This is a genomic window from Streptomyces sp. NWU339 (genome assembly GCF_003143855.1).
Lineage (GTDB): Bacteria > Actinomycetota > Actinomycetes > Streptomycetales > Streptomycetaceae > Streptomyces.
In genome coordinates, this window is sequence record NZ_QFRK01000006.1 from 218,285 (window position 1) to 234,527 (window position 16,243).

The 16,243-nt window shown below is 71.1% G+C and carries 19 protein-coding genes and 3 pseudogenes; 17 read left to right on the forward strand and 5 right to left on the reverse strand.

Annotated elements, in window-relative coordinates:
- Positions 1-27: 27 nt before the first annotated feature.
- The 6 genes and pseudogenes from DIZ27_RS46940 to DIZ27_RS10375 all read left to right on the forward strand — a co-directional run.
- A pseudogene (locus DIZ27_RS46940) lies at positions 28-107 on the forward strand (DUF899 domain-containing protein); the annotation flags it as partial.
- A pseudogene (locus DIZ27_RS46945) lies at positions 96-191 on the forward strand (DNA-binding protein); the annotation flags it as partial. The pseudogenes DIZ27_RS46940 and DIZ27_RS46945, both read left to right, overlap by 12 nt.
- Before the next feature lie 104 nt (positions 192-295).
- Entirely contained in the window at positions 296-550 is a 255-nt protein-coding gene (locus DIZ27_RS10360; protein WP_109378044.1) for a hypothetical protein, read from the forward strand.
- A gap of 113 nt (positions 551-663) precedes the next feature.
- The gene (locus tag DIZ27_RS10365) at positions 664-1,089 is read left to right on the forward strand and encodes a CBS domain-containing protein (RefSeq protein ID WP_109378045.1); all 426 of its coding nucleotides are present in this window, start codon (positions 664-666) and stop codon (positions 1,087-1,089) included.
- Positions 1,090-1,101: 12 nt separating this feature from the next.
- A complete protein-coding gene (locus DIZ27_RS10370) occupies positions 1,102-1,443 on the forward strand; it encodes a DUF6343 family protein (RefSeq protein WP_219933604.1) in 342 nt (113 codons plus the stop codon).
- Positions 1,444-1,471: 28 nt separating this feature from the next.
- Positions 1,472-2,128: a dienelactone hydrolase family protein gene (locus tag DIZ27_RS10375; protein ID WP_109378046.1), complete on the forward strand. Its 657-nt coding sequence runs from the start codon at positions 1,472-1,474 to the stop codon at positions 2,126-2,128.
- Between the two features lie 384 nt (positions 2,129-2,512).
- Here DIZ27_RS10375 and DIZ27_RS48410 read toward each other — a convergent pair.
- Positions 2,513-2,905 (reverse strand): annotated as a pseudogene (locus DIZ27_RS48410) (methyltransferase domain-containing protein); the annotation flags it as partial.
- A 170-nt stretch (positions 2,906-3,075) separates the two neighbouring features.
- Here DIZ27_RS48410 and DIZ27_RS10385 point away from each other — a divergent pair.
- Genes DIZ27_RS10385 through DIZ27_RS10395 form a run of 3 tightly spaced genes read left to right on the forward strand, consistent with a single transcriptional unit; the run spans position 3,076 to position 6,223 of the window.
- Complete coding sequence (locus tag DIZ27_RS10385) at positions 3,076-4,428, forward strand: sugar ABC transporter substrate-binding protein (protein ID WP_258308319.1); 1,353 nt, start codon at positions 3,076-3,078, stop codon at positions 4,426-4,428.
- A complete protein-coding gene (locus tag DIZ27_RS10390) occupies positions 4,428-5,366 on the forward strand; it encodes a carbohydrate ABC transporter permease (protein ID WP_109378048.1) in 939 nt (312 codons plus the stop codon). The genes DIZ27_RS10385 and DIZ27_RS10390 overlap by 1 nt, the downstream gene beginning before the upstream one ends.
- Positions 5,363-6,223: a carbohydrate ABC transporter permease gene (locus DIZ27_RS10395; RefSeq protein ID WP_109378049.1), complete on the forward strand. Its 861-nt coding sequence runs from the start codon at positions 5,363-5,365 to the stop codon at positions 6,221-6,223. Before DIZ27_RS10390 ends, DIZ27_RS10395 begins: the two co-directional genes overlap by 4 nt.
- A 122-nt stretch (positions 6,224-6,345) precedes the next feature.
- Here DIZ27_RS10395 and DIZ27_RS10400 read toward each other — a convergent pair whose 3' ends face one another.
- From DIZ27_RS10400 to DIZ27_RS10410, 3 genes are all read right to left on the reverse strand, one after another.
- Positions 6,346-7,065 (reverse strand): hypothetical protein, encoded by a 720-nt coding sequence (locus DIZ27_RS10400; protein ID WP_109378050.1) that lies wholly within the window; start codon positions 7,063-7,065, stop codon positions 6,346-6,348.
- Complete coding sequence (locus tag DIZ27_RS10405) at positions 7,055-7,570, reverse strand: SigE family RNA polymerase sigma factor (RefSeq protein ID WP_109378051.1); 516 nt, start codon at positions 7,568-7,570, stop codon at positions 7,055-7,057. The genes DIZ27_RS10400 and DIZ27_RS10405 overlap by 11 nt, the downstream gene beginning before the upstream one ends.
- 208 nt (positions 7,571-7,778) lie before the next feature.
- Positions 7,779-8,582: an NERD domain-containing protein gene (locus tag DIZ27_RS10410; protein WP_109378052.1), complete on the reverse strand. Its 804-nt coding sequence runs from the start codon at positions 8,580-8,582 to the stop codon at positions 7,779-7,781.
- Positions 8,583-8,691: 109 nt separating this feature from the next.
- Between DIZ27_RS10410 and DIZ27_RS10415 the strand changes: the two genes are divergently transcribed.
- The 5 genes from DIZ27_RS10415 (at position 8,692) to DIZ27_RS10435 (ending at position 13,342) form a co-directional block, all read left to right on the forward strand.
- Entirely contained in the window at positions 8,692-9,198 is a 507-nt protein-coding gene (locus DIZ27_RS10415; RefSeq protein WP_109378053.1) for a dual specificity protein phosphatase family protein, read from the forward strand.
- Positions 9,199-9,303: 105 nt separating this feature from the next.
- On the forward strand, positions 9,304-9,933 hold the full coding sequence (locus tag DIZ27_RS10420; RefSeq protein ID WP_109378054.1) for a hypothetical protein: 630 nt from the start codon (positions 9,304-9,306) through the stop codon (positions 9,931-9,933).
- 43 nt (positions 9,934-9,976) lie between these two features.
- On the forward strand, positions 9,977-11,356 hold the full coding sequence (locus DIZ27_RS10425) for an FtsW/RodA/SpoVE family cell cycle protein (protein ID WP_181383465.1): 1,380 nt from the start codon (positions 9,977-9,979) through the stop codon (positions 11,354-11,356).
- Complete coding sequence (locus DIZ27_RS10430; protein WP_109378055.1) at positions 11,353-12,810, forward strand: penicillin-binding transpeptidase domain-containing protein; 1,458 nt, start codon at positions 11,353-11,355, stop codon at positions 12,808-12,810. Before DIZ27_RS10425 ends, DIZ27_RS10430 begins: the two co-directional genes overlap by 4 nt.
- Positions 12,811-12,877: 67 nt before the next feature.
- The gene (locus DIZ27_RS10435; RefSeq protein ID WP_109378056.1) at positions 12,878-13,342 is read left to right on the forward strand and encodes a DUF3291 domain-containing protein; all 465 of its coding nucleotides are present in this window, start codon (positions 12,878-12,880) and stop codon (positions 13,340-13,342) included.
- On the opposite strand, the gene DIZ27_RS10440 is transcribed toward DIZ27_RS10435, so the two are convergent.
- Positions 13,339-13,950, reverse strand: a complete 612-nt coding sequence (locus DIZ27_RS10440; protein ID WP_375231948.1) for a Uma2 family endonuclease — start codon at positions 13,948-13,950, stop codon at positions 13,339-13,341. The genes DIZ27_RS10435 and DIZ27_RS10440 overlap by 4 nt on opposite strands.
- A gap of 212 nt (positions 13,951-14,162) precedes the next feature.
- Here DIZ27_RS10440 and DIZ27_RS10445 point away from each other — a divergent pair, with 212 nt between their 5' ends.
- Genes DIZ27_RS10445 through DIZ27_RS10455 form a run of 3 tightly spaced genes read left to right on the forward strand, consistent with a single transcriptional unit; the run spans position 14,163 to position 16,183 of the window.
- Complete coding sequence (locus DIZ27_RS10445; RefSeq protein ID WP_109378058.1) at positions 14,163-15,113, forward strand: diiron oxygenase; 951 nt, start codon at positions 14,163-14,165, stop codon at positions 15,111-15,113.
- A 35-nt stretch (positions 15,114-15,148) separates the two neighbouring features.
- Positions 15,149-15,802 carry a TetR/AcrR family transcriptional regulator gene (locus tag DIZ27_RS10450; protein ID WP_109378059.1) on the forward strand — a complete coding sequence of 218 codons (654 nt, stop codon included), beginning with the start codon at positions 15,149-15,151 and terminating at the stop codon, positions 15,800-15,802.
- A gap of 54 nt (positions 15,803-15,856) precedes the next feature.
- Complete coding sequence (locus tag DIZ27_RS10455; protein WP_109378060.1) at positions 15,857-16,183, forward strand: hypothetical protein; 327 nt, start codon at positions 15,857-15,859, stop codon at positions 16,181-16,183.
- Positions 16,184-16,243 lie beyond the last annotated feature (60 nt).

Sequence of the window (16,243 nt, forward strand, 5' to 3'; positions counted from 1 at the left end):
GTACGACGCCGCCCGCCCGTCGCCGACCTGGCCACCTGGCAGTCCCTCCGGGACGAGCTGCTGGTCCGGGAGAAGGCCACACCCGCGAGGGCGACGCCCTCGCTGCCCCGGGCCCGACGACGGTTCTCACCTCGGACCCCGGGGATCCCATCGCCCCGTGCGGCTCTCGCATCACCGTCATCATGGTCTGACGCCGACATCCCGAAGGGGTCGCACGGCTTCGCGGATCGTTCGGTGGCGCACCACCTGCTGGAAGAGGACGCTGGATGCAGGAGCGACGTGATGGAGAGACCCCATGACTCGGACCAGTACAAGCCGCAAGGCGCACACACCGTTCTTTTCCCGCCCCGGCGTCCGCCGCCTCACGCCGTTCGTCCTGATCACCGCGATCGCTCTGATCTTCATCTTCGAGAACCGCACGACTGTCGAGATCCGGCTTCTCATTCCGATGGTGACCATGCTGCTGTGGGGCGCCCTCCTGATCGCCTGGGGCCTCGGCATGCTCGCCTGCCTCTTCACCGTGCGCCGACGCTCGAACCGGCGCTCATGACGGAGGGGTGAGTTCCTGCGGCGGCACCGCGTCCCTCCCGAACGGTTTACCGTCGGCGGTGCGGGCTACGCGGGCGGTGCGACATACCGCCGACGCAGGACCCGGAGGTTCCCATGACCACGCGGATACGTGACGTGATGTCGCCCGGCACGGCCGCCGTCGAGCCCATGACCACGGTGGCGCGAGCCGCCCGGCTGATGCGTGAGCAGGACATCGGCGACGTCCTGGTGACGTACGACTGTGATCTGTTCGGCATGCTCACCGACCGGGACATCGTGATCCGGACCCTCGCCGAGGGCCTCGACCCCGCCGTCACGTCCGTCGGCTCGGTGTGCACCCGCCCGCCGGTGGTGACCCTGGCGCCGGACGACACCACCGATCACGCGATCGAACTGATGCGGCAGTACGCCGTGCGTCGCCTGCCGGTGGTGGAGCACGGTGGCTGCCCGGTCGGCATCGTCAGTCTCGGCGACCTCGCCACCACCGACGACCCGCACTCGGCCCTGGCGGATGTCAGCAGGGCCGCCCCCAACCGTTGACGGAGGTGCAACGTGCGCGACGAAGAGCCCGACGTGACGACACGGGAGGCCCCGAGGGCGCGCTCCGGGTCGATCGGCCGGCGTTGGCCGCGAACGGGTACCGAACCGATCACCGCCCGCAGTCCGCTCCGGCTGCGGCTGCTGCTGGCGGGTGCCTTCCTGCCGCTCTTCACCGCGGCGGCCGTGCTCTTCGGCCTCTGGGCGGCGGAATCCGGGCCCGGCGACAGCCCCGGCCGCGGCGAGCTGGTCGTGATCACGGTCGTATGCGGTGTGCTCGCCCTGTCGGCGGCGGCCGATCTGTGGGTCGTGATCCGTCGGCTGCGGCGCGAGCGGGAAGCAGGCGCCTCAAGGTAGCGGGGCAGTGAGGAAAAGGGTGAGGCGGATGTTCTCCCGAGTGTGCACGGTGCCCGCCGACGACATCGAGCTGACGGGCGACCTCGACGTGCCGACGCCCGCGCGGGCGGTCGTGCTGTTCGCGCACGGCAGTGGCAGCTCCCGGCACAGCCCGCGCAACCGTGCGGTCGCCGCCGAACTGCGTACCGCGGGGCTCGGCACCCTGCTGATCGACCTGCTCACCGAGGAGGAGGAGCTGCGTGACACGGCGACCGGCGAGCATCGCTTCGACATCGCCCTGCTGGCCCGCCGTCTGGTGGCCGCGATCGACTGGCTCGAGGTCCGGTCCGAGACCCGGGGCCTTCCCGTCGCCCTGTTCGGCGCCAGTACCGGTGCGGGCGCGGCCCTGGTCGCCGCCGCCGAGCGGCCCGCCCGGGTGCTGACCGTGGTGTCGCGCGGCGGACGGCCGGACCTGGCGGGCGACGCCCTGGAAGCCGTACGGATGCCGGTCCTGCTGATCGTCGGCGGACGGGACGACCAGGTGATACGGCTCAACCAGGAGGCGGCCCGCAGGCTGAGCGGTCCGCACACCCTGCGGATCGTGCCGGGTGCCACCCACCTGTTCGAGGAGCCCGGCGCGCTGGAACAGGTCGCCGAGGCCGCCCGCCGGTGGTGCGACGAACAGCTGCGGGCCGCGGCCGGCTGAGGGGCCCGGGACAGCCGTCCACCTCGGATCCGGGCCCGGTCGACGGCTTCGGGGGCCGCGTCGCGCAGCCAGTGGCGCCCAGGCCCCCGGCCGAAGAGGAAGCCGGCGGCGTCCTCCGCGTCCGCCCCACATCTGCGGCACTTCGACCGGCGCGGCGACGGCCGCGTCGAAGCCGGCGTCACGCAGGACGTGTGTGGTGCGTGCGGGGTCCGCGAAGGAGGCGGGGCCGGCCTCCGTCTCCTCGGACGGATCGGGCAGGAGCACGTGCTCGGCGACGGCTGCGAAGATCACCGACTGGTCCGTCCGGTCGAAGGACCGCGGGCGGACGAAGGCGAGCCGTCCGCCCGGCCGCAGGGCGTGTCCGATGTGCGCGAACACGGTGACCGGATCGGCGAAGGACATGACTCCGAAACGGCTCAGGGCGACGTCGGAGGCGGCGTCCTCGAACGGGTGCACCTGGACGTCTGCCTGGAGGGGGGAGACGTGGTCGAGGTGTTCCGCGGCGACGCTCGCGCGAGTCCGCTCCAGCATGGGCGCGGACAGGTGGACGCCGACAGCACGGTCCGCGGTGCGGCGGCCGGCCGGGTCAGGTGTGCGGTGCCGCAGCCGATGTCGAGGACCCTGTCCGTGTCCTGGATGCGGGCGGCGTCCAGGAGCAGGGTGTTGGCGAGGGTCGTTGAGTGCGTCGTGGCGCGACCGGTGTCCGGCCCGGTGCCGGCCCTCGTAGCCGTTCCACGCCTCGGACTGACGGGTGATCACGACCCGGTTCTCGGCCATACCTTCCGTGGTGCCGCACAAGGCGTCCGGGCGGTCCGTGGCGTCCCGCTCGGACCTCCGGTCACACCCCTGGAGTTCATGTATATAAATAGCGTTCACTGCCTTGATGAGCGGAGTGTCTGTGCGTAGAGTCCGTTCACCTCGCCCGTACGGACTGGACGGAGCCACCCGTGTCGAAACAACTCCGTAAGCCAAGAGGAGGGCGGCAGTTCGGCACCATCGCCGCCGTTCTTGCCGTAGCCGCTGCCACCGCCACCGGGTGCTCCTCGGGCGGGACAGGCCAACAGCAGGACGAGTCACAGCCGTTGGAGGTCTGGATCCGGCAGGACGCCGGCAGCCCCTCCGCGGAATCGGCCGAGGCTCTCACCAAGGCGTTCACCCGGGAGACCGGTGTCAAGGCGAAACTGGTCGCCGTCGGTGTGACGGACTTCGAGACCAAGCTCCAACAGCGCACCGCACAGAAGGACCTGCCGGACATCGTCATCAACGACACCGGTCAGTTGGGAAACCTGGTGACCCAGGGGCTGGTCCGTGAGGTCGACCGCGAGGGCGTGGCCGGCAGCGCCGATCTCGCCGACCGGGCCTGGGAGGCGGCGCAGGGCTACGACGGCAAGTACTACGGCGTGCCTTTCAACTCACAGGCCTTCGCGCTGCTGATACGCAAGGACTGGCGGGAGGAGGTGGGCGCGGAGACACCCGGGTCGTGGGACGAACTCACCGAGCTGGCCATGAAGTTCACCAAGGAGGACCCGGACGGCAACGGCAAGGACGACACCGCCGGCATGGTGATACCGGGGACCACCACCCGCGGCTATCTGACCTGGTGGTTCTCCACCATGCTGTGGTCGGAGGGCGGCGACTTCGTCAAGAAGCAGGGCGACGGCTACGTGCCCGCGATCGACGAGCCCGCGTCGGTCAAGGCCGTCGAGAAGCTGCAGGCGATGTTCTGCGACTCCAAGGTCGCCCAGCCCGGCGCCAGTACCGCCGACTCCTCCACCACGCACACCGTCTTCGAAAGCGGCAAGGGCGGCATCTATCTGACCGGCCCCTACATGCTGCCGCGCTTCGACGGGGCGCTCGGCAAGGACAAGTACGAGGTCGTCGCGCCCCCGCCGGGCGCCGGCGGCGAGACCGTCCTGGCGGAGGGCGAGAACGTCTACATGATGGCCGGCTCGGCCAACGAGAAGGGCCAGCAGGAGTTCGCCGAGTTCGCCGCCTCCCCGGCGGGCCAGAAGATCGGCCTCGGGGTCGACAACGGCGGCATCATCGTCCGGCTGCCCGTCAACACCAAGGTGGACGGAGCCACCGAACGGAAGGATCCGCGCTGGGACACCTTCCAGCAGGTCTACAACGAGTCCGGCCGCAACGCGCCGGCCCTGCCCAACTGGGCCACCATCCGGCAGATCTCCGCCGAGGGCCTCAACGGCGTCGTCTCCGACTGCGCGCGCGACGTGACCAAGGCGATGGGCGACCTGGCCGACGAGTTCGACGCGGAGCTCGAGAAGCAGGAGGCCAAGGGCTGATGACGGTGACCGAGGCACGGACGTCACCAGGGCCCGACACCCGGCGTCCGCTCCGTACGGGACCACCGGTGAAGGCACGGTTGCGCCGGGCCGCGACGCCATGGCTCTTCCTGGCCCCGGCCCTGCTGCTCTTCCTCTACTTCAAGTTCATTCCCATGGCCCAGGCCGTGCGGATGAGCTTCGAGGAAGTCCGGCCGTTCCTCGGTAACACCTATGTCGGCGGCGCGAACTACTCCGAGATCGCGGGGAGCGCCGACTTCGGGGCCGCGGTGTGGCACACGGTGGTGCTCGCCGTGGCCACGACCGCCGGCTCGATCGTGCTCGGACTGGTCCTGGCTCTGCTGCTGGAGGGCCGGACCCGGTCCCTGTGGTTCGTCCGGTCGGCGATCTTCCTGCCGGTGGTCACGGCCATGGCGGTGGTGGCCGAGGTGTGGCGGGTCATGTACTACCCGGCCCAGGGCGGTGCGCTGAACTCGGTGCTCTCCCTCTTCGGTCTGGGGCCCAGCGAGTTCCTCAACTCGCCGGACAGCTCACTGGCGTCCATCGCCTTCGTGGGCATCTGGCGGGGCGCCCCGTACGACATGATGATCTTCCTGGCGGGGCTGGCGGGCGTGGACCGGGTGCTGTACGAGGCGTCGGCGGTCGACGGCGCCTCGCGCTTCCGCCGGATCTGGCACGTCACCCTGCCCGGGCTGCGGCCGGTGTTCGCGATTCTGCTGACCCTGGCCGCGATCCGGGGGCTGCGGATCTTCACCGAGGTGTTCCTGCTCACCAACGGCGGGCCCGACGGCTCGACGGAGGTACTGCTGACACTCACGTACAAGCTCGGGCTGGAACGCAACGAGCTGGGGGTCGCGGCGGCCGGAACCGTCCTGCTGTTCCTGGTGCTGCTGGTGCTGACCGTCGCGTCGCGACTGCGCCGGAGGGAGACCCGATGAGGAACGACACCGCGCTCGGCCTGCAGGAGGCGCGCGGGCCGTGGGCCCGGGCGCTGCGGTTCGTCCTGTACACCGTCCTCTTCGGGATCTTCGCGGGACCGCTGCTGGCGCTGATGGTCGGCGCCTTCACCCCGACCGTGGACCCGACGCAGTTCACCCTGCTCCCCGACCGGCTGTCGCTGGACAACCTGGAACGGGCGATCGACCGGAACGTCCTGGACCATCTCCTCAACTCGTTCATCGTGGTGGGCGGCGGGCTGGCCCTGCAGGTCCTGGTCAGCGTCTTCGCCGGCTACGCCCTGGCCCGTAAGCGCTTCCGCGGTTCGGCGGCGGTGCTGGTGTTCATCCTGGCGACGATGATGCTGCCGGAGGAGGTGCTGGCCGTACCGCTGTCGGTGCTGCTGGCGGACCTGCCGGTGCTGCACATCAGTCTGGTCGGCTCGCTGGTCGGCATGATCGTGCCGGTGGCGGCGTGGGGCTTCTCGATCCTGGTGATGACCGAGTTCATGAAGGAGATCCCCAAGGAGCTGGAGGAGTCGGCGAAGCTGGACGGCGCGGGCGAGTTCCGCGTCTTCTGGCAGGTCGTACTGCCGCTCTGCCGCCCCGCTCTGGGCGTGATCGGCATCTTCGGGTTCACGATGATCTGGGATCAGTACATGCTGCCGCTGCTGGTCGCCACCGACCCGGCCCAGTACACCCTGCCGCTGGCGCTGCGCTCCCTGCGCTCGGACGACCAGGTGGGCATCGGGGTGCTGCTGGTGGGCGCGTTCCTGGCGATGCTGCCGTCGGTGCTCGCCTTCCTGGCACTGCAGCGCTCGTTCATCCGGGGGCTGACGTCGGGGGCGGTCAAGGGATAGGGAAAAGAACAAGAACAAGAACAGAGACAGGAACGCAGACAGGGACAGGCACGGGGAGCCGGCCCGCTCCGGACTCCGGCACCTGGCGGGCTGACCGGGCGGGCCGCCCGGACTGCGGCCGTTCAGCCGGCGTGGGCCGCCGACCGGGTCGGTGGGGCCGGTGCACCCGGTTCCGGGACGGGCGTGGACGTGATCTCGATGAGTTCGCCCTGCCGGACGCGGGCGTAGAACCACCGTGCGTCCTTGACGCTCAGGCCCAGCCAGCCGGTCTTCGCACCGAGGGCGCCCAGGTGCTTGGCGCCGCCGGCCAGGGCGCCCGCGTAGACCGGCATCCGGTTGCCGGTACGCAGCTCCACCACGTACGGGACCTTGGCGCCACGGCGGTTCTCGGCCCTCGGGTCGCCCGGCAGCGTCATGGCCTCGTGCTTGGCGCGCACGGTCAGCCGGTGGCCGGCAGGCAGCGCGGCGACGGCGTGCGAGTCGACACGCATGACGTGGCCGCCGATCGTGAGCGTGCGGCGGCCCAGGTCCAGGAAGCCGTCCGTGGCGGAGGCCGAGCGGGTGGGCGCCGACGTGCCGGAGGTCGTCGGAGTGCCGGATGCCTGGGCGCCGGCCGAGGCGGCCGGGATGTGACGGTTCGGGCCGGGCTCCTCGGCGTGCACGGTGAGTCCGATCGTCGTCAGCACACAGGCCGCCGTGGTCACCGTGCCGAACGCGACCGCGGTCCGGCGGCGCCGGGCGCGGCGCCGCGCCCGGATGCGCACCTCGGCGGCCGGCACGGGCGGCGGGGCTTCGTGGTCCGCCGCCAACTCGCGCAAAGCGGTGGCGAGTTCATCCGACACGGCCGCCCTCCCTCCAGGCCGGGTCAGCGGCCTCGTCCACCGCCAGCTCCCTGGCCAGTGCCGCTCGCCCCCGGGACAGCCGGGTCTTGACCGTCCCCACGGGCGCGCCGGTCTCGGAGGCTACCTGCTCGACCGTGAGGTCGCACAGATGGTGGAGGACGACGGCCATGCGCTGGGTTTCCGGCAGTCGGCGCAACGCGGCCACCAGCGCGGTGCGTTCGGGGCCGGGGCCGGGGGTCGACTCCGGCGGTGCGGAATGGCGCACCAGCTCCAGCCAACGCCTCGCCCGTCTCCAGCGGCTGACCGCCAGCCGCATGGCGACCGTACGGACCCACGCCTCGGGCGCCCCGTCGGCCTGGAGCTTGTGACGCCGGTCCCAGGCCCGTACGAACGCCTCCTGGACCACGTCCTGGGCCTCGCCCAGATCCCCGGTGAAGGCGAAGAGCTGCCCGGTCAGACGGGGGAACGCGGCCGCGTAGAAAGCGTCGAACTCGTCCTCGGTCATGCCCTCCGCCGGTGTCCTTGAATGTCCCTTGCGACCCGGGCCGTCCCTGTCACATGTGCACAGGTCCCACAGATCACGCACATGGAAGCACAGCCCTGAGAGAAGACGCCGAACACGGGTCCGAGGATCCATCGACCACCGTACGGGTGAGCCCGCACCGCGACAGGCCCGGCAGGTCAGCCCGCTCGGCCGGTTCCGCCCGCCCCGTTCACAGCCGGGCCCACGTGTTCCGGTCCCGTGCCATCGCGTGCAGGGCCTCCACGTCGGCCGGTTTCAGCACTCCCCCCAGACGGCCCAGACTCTCCACGTCGCCGTCCGTCAGGACGCGCACCTCGCGCGGCGGAGTCGCCACCGTCACGTGGGACGCGCCGACCAGGACCAGCACCGGACGGACCTCCGCAGTCAGGGCGTACGAGACCCGGTCGGCGTCGGCGCGGAGGCGGCGCAGCAGCGGGCGCGGCTCGCGGCGGCCGAGGGCCACCTCGGGGTCGGCGACCGTCACCCGCTGCTTGTGGGCGTACAGGGCGTGGACGGCGTACAGCCCGCCGGGGCCGATGAGCAGGTGGTGGACGCGGTCGCCGCCGGGAAGCGGCACCGAGTGCAGGGTGCGTACGCCCAGGCCGTCCATGCGGTCCAGGGTCTCGCCCACCGCCCGCTCCGCCGTGAGCGCCTGCCGGCGCGGGTCGGCGCGGAAGCGGTGGGCCGGGCCGGGGTCGCGGTCGAGGGCGATCAGCAGGGCCTCGCCCGGGCGGTTCGGCGCGAGATCGTCGTCGGGGTGCAGGGAGAGTCGGGCCAGCTCGGCGGGGGTGGGGACGGGGGGCGGGCCGACCGAGACCGGGCTGGTGAGGAAGGGGCCGAGTGCTTCGAGCACATCCGCCTCGTGCTCCTCGCCGAGCACGTTGACCCTGGCCGACTCACGGTCGTACCAGGCGAGGTTCCTGCCGTCCGGGAGACAGACGTACAGCCGCTCCTGGCCGTGCCGCCAGGCCGGTATGACGCGCAGACCGTTCATGCACCATCACCCCATGTTCCATGGGAACAGGCGGGTGCTCCCGGGGCAAGAACACGGATACCTTTGAGAGGACTCGAGCGGTGATGTCGGTGATGTTGGGGAGGCACTGTTGCATACCCGCAGGAACCAATCCGATGTACCGGCACCGGACAGTCCGTGGAACGAGATCGCGCCCGGCCTGTGGATGGGCGGGCACGAGTTCAGGGGCCGGTCGGGGCAGCTGGAGCTCGCAGTGGTCCGGCAGGAGTTCGATCTTGTGCAGACGCTGCTGCGGCTGCCGGGGCACGGGCCCGGTCCCGGGGTCGAGCACCATGTCTGGCCCATCCCGGACGGGCCGCTCGACGGAACGCAGCTCCTGGGGGTCATGCGGCTCGCCGAGGCGGCGTGCGAGGCGCTGGACGACGGCCGCAAGGTCCTCGTGCGTTGCTACCACGGGTACAACCGCTCCGGCCTGGTCGTCGCACACGCGCTGATGCGCCGGGGCAGCTCCGCCGATGCGGCCATCCGGCTGATCCGGGCCCGCCGTTCGGGCTGGGCCCTGCACAACGAGCTGTTCGCCGACTACCTGCGAGCGGGGCTGACGACGGCCCGACTGCTGGAGGAACTCACCGAGTAGCAACGCCGTCCCCGATGGCGCACCAAGGCAGGCGGGTGTGGAGGGCTGCTCCTAGTGTGGCGATTGGTCATCTTCGACTCTTTCGCCCCCATATGGAGGTACTACATGTCCTCGCACTCCCCGCGTTCGGCGCGTTCTCCTTTCATCCGCCGACTGCCCATATCCCTGGCCGTCGGCGCCCTCGCCCTCGCGACCGCCGTCACCCCCGCCGTCGCGAGCGACAGAGGGGACGACGGCGGCCAAGCGAACTGGAGCCAGCAGGGCGGCAACGGCCACAACAACGGGGACGGAAACGGGAACGGGAACGGGAACGGCCACGGAGGCAACCAGCAAGGCGGCGGCAACGGCTACGGCAACCAGCAAGGCGGCGGCAACGGGAACGGCCACGGCAACAACCAGCAGGGCGGCGGCAACGGGAACGGCCACGGCAACAACCAGCAGGGCGGCGGCAACGGCAACCACGACGGAGACAACCAGGCCGGCGGCAACCACGGCGACCGGGGCAAGTTCAAGGGCGTCGTCACAGCCCACTCGCTGGCCCTGCGCAGCTCGCCGCACCGCGGCTCCCGCGTCATCCGCTACGCCCACAAGGGCGAAGTCCTCTCGATCTACTGCAAGGCCGGCGGGGACTCCGTGCAGGGCAATTCGCTCTGGTACCTCCTCACCGACGGCACCTGGGCCTGGGGCCCCGCCCGACACATCGACAACATCGGGCCCGCGCCACGCTGGTGCTGACGCGCAAACCACCTGAGCCGCCACATATAGGTAGGTTCCGCACATGAGCAAGGCCGGAATCTCCCTGGCGACGGCTGATCCGCCCACGCCCGCCGCTCCCCTCCCCCGGCGCCGTGGCATCGAACTCGCCCTCATCGTCCTGGCCGTCCTGCTGTCGGTGTTCGGCTACTGCGCCGTCGGGCTCGCCAGGAACGGCTCCGTCCCGCCCGGCGCCGCCGGTTACGGCGCCGGGCTCGGCGTGCTCGCCCTGGTCGCGCATCTCGCGATGCGCTTCCGGGCCCCCTGGGCCGACCCGCTGCTGCTGCCCATCGCCGTCCTGCTCAACGGGCTCGGTCTGGTGCTGATCTACCGGCTCGATCTGGAGACACCCGGCGACCGGGCCGCCCCGACCCAACTGGTGTGGTCGACGCTGGGGGTGGCGCTGTTCATCGCGGTCGTCCTTCTGCTGCGCGACCACCGGATGCTCCAGCGCTTCACCCGTGCCTGTGCCGCCTCCGCGCTCGTCCTGCTCACGGTGCCGATCCTCTTCCCGGCGGTGAACGGGGCCCGTATCTGGATCCGGGTCTCCGGATTCTCCATCCAGCCGGGCGAGTTCGCGAAGGTACTGCTCGCGGTGTTCTTCGCCGCGTACCTGGCTCAGAACCGGGCCGCGCTCACCTACGCCGGCCGCAGGGTCTGGGGGCTCCAGCTGCCCACCGGCCGGGTGCTCGGACCGATCGTCGCGGTGTGGCTGGTGAGCGTGGGCGTGCTGGTACTGGAGCGGGATCTCGGCACGTCACTGCTGTTCTTCGGCCTGTTCGTCGTCCTGCTGTACGTCGCCACCGGCCGCACCGGCTGGCTCGCCGTCGGCCTGCTGCTGGCCTCGCTGGGCGCGGTGGCCGTGGGCCGGCTGGAGCCGCATGTGCACAGCAGGATCGAGACCTGGCTGCATCCGTTCGCCTCGATCGAGGCGGGCGAGGGCCCGAACCAGCTCGCGCAGTCCCTGTTCGCCTTCGCGGAGGGCGGGCTGCTCGGTACCGGGCTGGGGCTCGGGAACTCCGTACTCATCGGCTTCGCGGTCAAGTCCGACTTCATCCTGGCCACGGCGGGCGAGGAACTGGGACTGGCCGGTCTCTGCGCGATCTTCCTGCTGTACGGACTGCTGGTGGAGCGCGGCTACCGCACGGGGCTGGTGCTGCGCGACCCGTTCGGCCGACTGCTCGCCGTGGGGCTCGCCGCGATCGTGGCACTCCAGGTGTTCGTCATCGCGGGCGGGGTGACCGGGCTGATCCCGCTGACCGGGATGGCGATGCCGTTCCTGGCGCAGGGCGGTTCGTCGGTGGTCACCAACTGGGCGATCGTGGCGCTGCTGGCCCGGCTGAGCGATTCGGCACGGCGCCAGGGGGACGGGGGCCGTCCGGAGAACGGAGGTGCCGGGTCGTGACGCGGTACATCCGGCACGCCGCCGTCTTCTGCGCACTGCTGCTGCTCGCCCTGCTGCTGAACGCCACGCGCGTGCAGGTGCTGCGGGCCGACGCCTACGACGACAACCCGGCCAACCGCCGTGACGACATCGCCCGCTACGGCCAGCCGCGCGGCGACATCCTGGTCGACGGCCGACCGGTCACCGGTTCGCGGGACACCGGGGAGCATCTGCGCTACGAACGGACCTATGGCGCCGGGCCGTTGTACGCGCCGGTGACCGGGTACGCCTCGCAGGAGTACGGGACGACCCTGCTGGAGGACACGGAGGACGGGCTGTTGTCCGGCACCGACCCGGTGCTCCAGCCGTTGCCTTTGTGGAACGACTTCACGCGCTCGCGCAACGCGGGCGGAAACGTCGTCACGACGATCGACCCGGCCGCGCAGCGGGCCGCGTACGAGGGGCTGCGCTCGCGCAAGGGCGCGGTGGCGGCGGTGGAGCCGTCGACCGGACGGATCCTGGCGCTGGTGTCCGTCCCGTCGTACGACCCGGAGCTGCTGTCCGGGAACGGGGCGGCGGCGCGCGGCGCCTGGGAGCGGCTGAACGCCGATCCGGACAAGCCGATGCTGAACCGGGCGGTGCGGCAGACGTATCCGCCGGGGTCGACGTTCAAGGTGGTCACCGCGGCGGCGGCGCTGGACGCGGGCGCGGTCACCGACCTCGACGCACCGACCGACTCCCCCGACCCGTACATCCTGCCAGGGACGACGACACGGCTGACGAACGAGTCCCGGGGCTGTGCGGACGCCTCGGTGCGGGAGGCGTTCACCTGGTCCTGCAACACCGTGTTCGCCAAGCTGGGCGTGGCCACGGGCCTGGCGGACCTGACGACCACGGCCGAGGACTTCGGCTTCAACGACGGCGGGCTGCGGGTGCCGTTCCCGGTGGCGCGCAGCACCTTCGACACCACGATGGACCGGGCTCAGCTCGCGCTGTCGTCGATCGGGCAGTACAACACGCGGGCCACCCCGCTGCAGATGGCGATGGTCGCGGCGGCCGTCGTCAACAACGGGCAGGTACGGGAGCCATATCTGGTGGAGCGGACGACCCGGGCGGGCGGCGGCACTGTCTCGACGGCCGGCTCGCGTCCGACGCGGCTTGCCATGTACCCGTCGACGGCGCTGCGGATGCGGGAGCTGATGCGGGGGGTGGTGGAGGGGGGCACCGGCGGGAACGCCGCCATCCGGGGTGCCGTGGTCGGCGGCAAGACCGGCACCGCCCAGCACGGTATCGGCAACTCCGGTACGCCGTACGCCTGGTTCGTGTCCTGGGCGCAGGGCGACGGGGACGCGGAGGCGAAGGTCGCGGTGGCGGTGGTGGTGGAGGACGCGGCGGCGAACCGCCGGGAGATCAGCGGCGGCGGAACAGCGGCACCGATCGCGCGGGCGGTGATGGAGGCGGTGCTGAACTCGTAGGCAGAGAAGCCCGCTTGGTGAGACGGGGGCTACCGAAGCGTTCCGCTCCCGGCTTACCGTCCGGTGCATGACCGAAGCCGGCACCACCCGTGAACTCGCCCAGGTGAACATCTCCCGCCTCAAGGCCCCGCTGGACTCGCCGCAGTTGAAGGACTTCGTCGACCACCTCGACCCGGTGAACGCGGACGCCGAGGCCGCCGACGGCTTCGTCTGGCGCCTGCAGAGCGAGGAAGGGAACGCCACCGACGTGTCGGTCTTCGGCGACGCGTGGCTGATCGTCAACCTGTCGGTGTGGCGGGACACCGACGCCCTGACCGCGTACATGTACCAGGGACGGCACCGGGAGATGCTGGGTCGGCGCACAGAGTGGTTCGAGCGGGTGCGGGAGGCGATGACGGCCCTGTGGTGGGTCCCGAAGGGCCACCGCCCCACGGTGGCGGAGGCGGAGGCGCGCCTGCTGCACCTGCGCGCCCACGGCCCGACGCCCTACGCGTTCACGCTCCGGACGTCGTTCCCGGAGGGCTCGGTCTAGCGGCGGCGGTCGACGGCGGTGAGGTCGATGTCGATGGGGAAGGGGACGGCGAGCTTGAGGCGATTGTGGAAGATGCCCATGGGTACGTACGCCTCGGTCGCCGGGTCCAGCTCGTAGACGTAGACCACGGGAAGCCCGCCGTTCTCCTCGACACGCCAGAAGTGCCTGATCCCTGCGGCGGCGTACTTGCGGGGCTTGGTCTCGCGATCACGGTCGACCGAGTCCTCGGAGACCACCTCGACTGCCAGGATGACCTCCTCGGGTAGGAGCCGGGTCCGTTTGGGCCCGGTGTCGGCACCGGCACGGGCCACCAGCACATCGGGCTCCGGACGGTTCCGCTTGCCGAGCGTCACTGTGAATTCGCGGTAGACCTCGAATTCGCCCGGTGCCTGCTCGAAGAGTGAATTGTCCAGCAGACGGATCGTGCACATGTGAAAAGTGGTCTGCGGACTCATCAAGACAAGGCTCCCGTCGATCAGCTCCGTGTGCGGAGGCAGGTTGGGAAGCTCGTCGAGGTCGTCCGCGGTCCAGCCGTCCTGCGGCGGACGCGGCCACTGGTAGTCGTCGTCCAACTCGGAGTCGCGTACGGCGCTCATGATTGCTCCCATGCGCTGGAGTCTGACCGGCACTGTCAGCGTACCCAGGGCGAACTCCGATACGGCACTCCATGAGGTGATCCGGAGAGCGTGCCGTTGACACCCACACATGGGGACTGGCCGTCGACAAGTCCCGCACAGGGGATTGACGGGCTTGCTGACAAGCAGTCTCATAAGTGGGGTGAACCGCCGGTAACCCGATGTGCCCTCGAGGTGGAGCCGCCATGACGAGCCAGAACCGGACCCTGACGGAAGCCGACGCGCTCGACGGGCTGCGCGACGCGCTCGGTCTGCTCAAGGACCGGGAAGAGGTGGCCCAGCGGCTGCTCGACGCCTCCGCCAAGCACTCCTTCGACCCGGACGAGGAGCTGGACTGGGACGCTCCGTTCGAGGAGGGCAAGTGGTTCTGGCCGCCGGAGCTGGTGTCCCTGTACGGCACCCCACTGTGGAAGCGGATGAGCGAGGAGCAGCGCATCGCGCTCTCCCGGCACGAGGCCGCGGCGCTCGCCTCGCTCGGCATCTGGTTCGAGCTGATCCTGATGCAGCTGCTGGTGCGGCACGTCTACGACAAGGCCGCCACGAGCGCGCATGTGCGGTACGCGCTCACCGAGATCGAGGACGAGTGCCGGCACTCCAGGATGTTCGCCCGGGTGATCACGCGTGGCGGCACCCCGTGGTACCCGGTGAGCCGGTCCCATCAGCAGCTCGGCCGGCTGTTCAAGACGATCTCCACCACGCCCGGCTCCTTCACGGCGACCCTGCTCGGCGAGGAGGTCCTGGACTGGATGCAGCGGCTGACCTTCCCGGACGAGCGCGTCCAGCCGCTGATCCGGGGCGTCACGCGCATCCATGTCGTCGAGGAGGCCCGGCACGTCCGCTACGCCCGTGAGGAGCTGCGGCGCCAGATGGTGACCGCGCCGAAGTGGTCGCAGGAGTTCACCCGGATCACCTCCGGCGAGTTCGCCCGCGTCTTCTCGGTGGCGTTCGTGAACCCCGAGGTGTACCCGAACGTCGGGCTGGACAAGCGCGAGGCCGTCGCCCAGGTCAGGGCGAGCGGGCACCGGCGGGACGTGATGCAGCAGGGGTCGAAGCGGCTGACGGGCTTCCTGGACGACATCGGCGTGCTGCGCGGGGTCGGACGGCGGCTGTGGAAGTCGTCCGGGCTGTTGGCATAGGCGGCCACCGGAAGCGGTTGGTTACGCTGCGGGGCATGACCCCGCAGGCTCCCACCCCCGCCTATCGGCGCCTCGGCGTCGAGGAGCGGCGCAGTCAGCTGCTCGACGCCGCGCTGTCCCTCTTCGCTCACCGCGCGCCCGACGAGGTGTCGCTGGACGACGTGGCGGAGGCGGCCGGGGTGTCGCGCCCCCTGGTGTACCGGTACTTCCCGGGCGGCAAGCAGCAACTGTACGAGGCGGCGCTCAGGTCCGCCGCCGACGAGCTGCGGCACTGCTTCGACGAGCCGCGCGAGGGTCCGCTGCTGCCCCGGCTGTCCAGGGCCCTCGACCGCTATCTCGCCTTCGTCGACGGGCACGGCCCCGGGTTCAGCGCGCTGCTGCAGGGCGGAAGCGTCGTGGAGACCTCCCGTACGACCGCCGTCGTCGACGGTGTGCGCCGGTCCGCCGCCGAGCACATCCTCAGCCATCTCAAAGTCACCGAGCCGGGGCTCCGGCTGCGGATGACCATCCGGATGTGGATCACCGCCGTGGAGGCGGCCTCGCTGATCTGGCTCGACGAGGACAGGCTCCCGCCGGTCGACGAGCTGCGGGACTGGCTGGTGGAGCAGTTCCTGGCCGCCCTGGAGGTGACCGCGCGGCGCGACGCGCAGACCGAGGCACTCGTCCGGACCCTGCTGGCGGACGGCTGACGTACTGCCGCCGGCGGCGGACGGCCCGCGCGGGGCATGGCCGACACTGGAGGCGTGAAGAGTCAGGACACCCCCTTCGAGGGCGGGCCCATGGACGGGCGCGTCCTGCCCGTGCTGCTGGGCATCACCGGGCACCCGCCCAAGACGTACCGCATTCCCGTCCCGGCCCCGGACGGCGGCCCGGCCACCGTGCTGATCTACCGGCGGGTGCCCCGGGAGCAGAGCGGGCGGATCGGGCTGACGCGGGGGTGGAAGTACCTGTACGACCCGAGCGGGGCGGCGACCGGCCGGCCGAGGTGGCCGTGGCCGGGGCGCACCCGAAAGCCCGCCGCCGATCCAGACGCCACGCCGGGTGGCAAGCCGGACGACGCCGACGGGTGACGCCGTTGCGCCGAACCGCGCACACCCGGCGAGCGGGCCCGGCCAGGCCGCCGGATGCTC

Coding starts and splice junctions, on each gene's coding strand:
- DIZ27_RS10395 (WP_109378049.1), top strand. CDS start 5,363: ATGAGGAACGACACCGCGCTCGGCCTGCAGGAGGCGCGCGGGCCGTGG.
- DIZ27_RS10365 (WP_109378045.1), top strand. CDS start 664: ATGACCACGCGGATACGTGACGTGATGTCGCCCGGCACGGCCGCCGTC.
- DIZ27_RS10425 (WP_181383465.1), top strand. CDS start 9,977: ATGAGCAAGGCCGGAATCTCCCTGGCGACGGCTGATCCGCCCACGCCC.
- DIZ27_RS10390 (WP_109378048.1), top strand. CDS start 4,428: ATGACGGTGACCGAGGCACGGACGTCACCAGGGCCCGACACCCGGCGT.
- DIZ27_RS10445 (WP_109378058.1), top strand. CDS start 14,163: ATGACGAGCCAGAACCGGACCCTGACGGAAGCCGACGCGCTCGACGGG.
- DIZ27_RS10360 (WP_109378044.1), top strand. CDS start 296: ATGACTCGGACCAGTACAAGCCGCAAGGCGCACACACCGTTCTTTTCC.
- DIZ27_RS10440 (WP_375231948.1), bottom strand. CDS start 13,950: ATGGGAGCAATCATGAGCGCCGTACGCGACTCCGAGTTGGACGACGAC.
- DIZ27_RS10450 (WP_109378059.1), top strand. CDS start 15,149: ATGACCCCGCAGGCTCCCACCCCCGCCTATCGGCGCCTCGGCGTCGAG.
- DIZ27_RS10435 (WP_109378056.1), top strand. CDS start 12,878: ATGACCGAAGCCGGCACCACCCGTGAACTCGCCCAGGTGAACATCTCC.
- DIZ27_RS10375 (WP_109378046.1), top strand. CDS start 1,472: ATGTTCTCCCGAGTGTGCACGGTGCCCGCCGACGACATCGAGCTGACG.
- DIZ27_RS10410 (WP_109378052.1), bottom strand. CDS start 8,582: ATGAACGGTCTGCGCGTCATACCGGCCTGGCGGCACGGCCAGGAGCGG.
- DIZ27_RS10405 (WP_109378051.1), bottom strand. CDS start 7,570: ATGACCGAGGACGAGTTCGACGCTTTCTACGCGGCCGCGTTCCCCCGT.
- DIZ27_RS10420 (WP_109378054.1), top strand. CDS start 9,304: ATGTCCTCGCACTCCCCGCGTTCGGCGCGTTCTCCTTTCATCCGCCGA.